Genomic DNA, 355 nt, shown 5'->3' with positions numbered 1-355 from the left:
AATAAGGGAGCTGATAAAAGAAATAAATACGATAGCCGAACAAGAAAATGAGATATATGGCGATAAAGATTTAGAAGAGCTCGGAGAAGGAGCAGAGGTTACGAGTAAAGAGATCAAAGAAGTTGCGCAAAAGATAAACAACAAGCTTGAAGCGTTGGCAGAGAATAGTGAAACAAAAGCAAAAACGGTTAAAAAAAAACTGGAGAAAGCAAAGAAAGCACTTGAGACAGAGCTGCTGCCGCGAAAAGAAAAATATGAAGCATACAACGCAACCTTTAATGGGAGAAACAGCTTTTCTAAAACCGACCATGATGCCACTTTTATGAGAATGAAAGAAGATGCGATGAAGAACGGG

Annotated in this window: 1 pseudogene; it reads left to right on the top strand. The window is 38.6% G+C overall.

Features of this window, described 5'->3' with window-relative positions:
* Positions 1–355, top strand: a pseudogene (locus HGH47_RS12340) (IS5/IS1182 family transposase); the annotation flags it as partial.

Origin of the sequence: Treponema sp. OMZ 805, assembly GCF_050937395.1 — a bacterium.
GTDB lineage: Bacteria > Spirochaetota > Spirochaetia > Treponematales > Treponemataceae > Treponema.
This window is presented reverse-complemented; position numbering and strand designations above follow the sequence as displayed.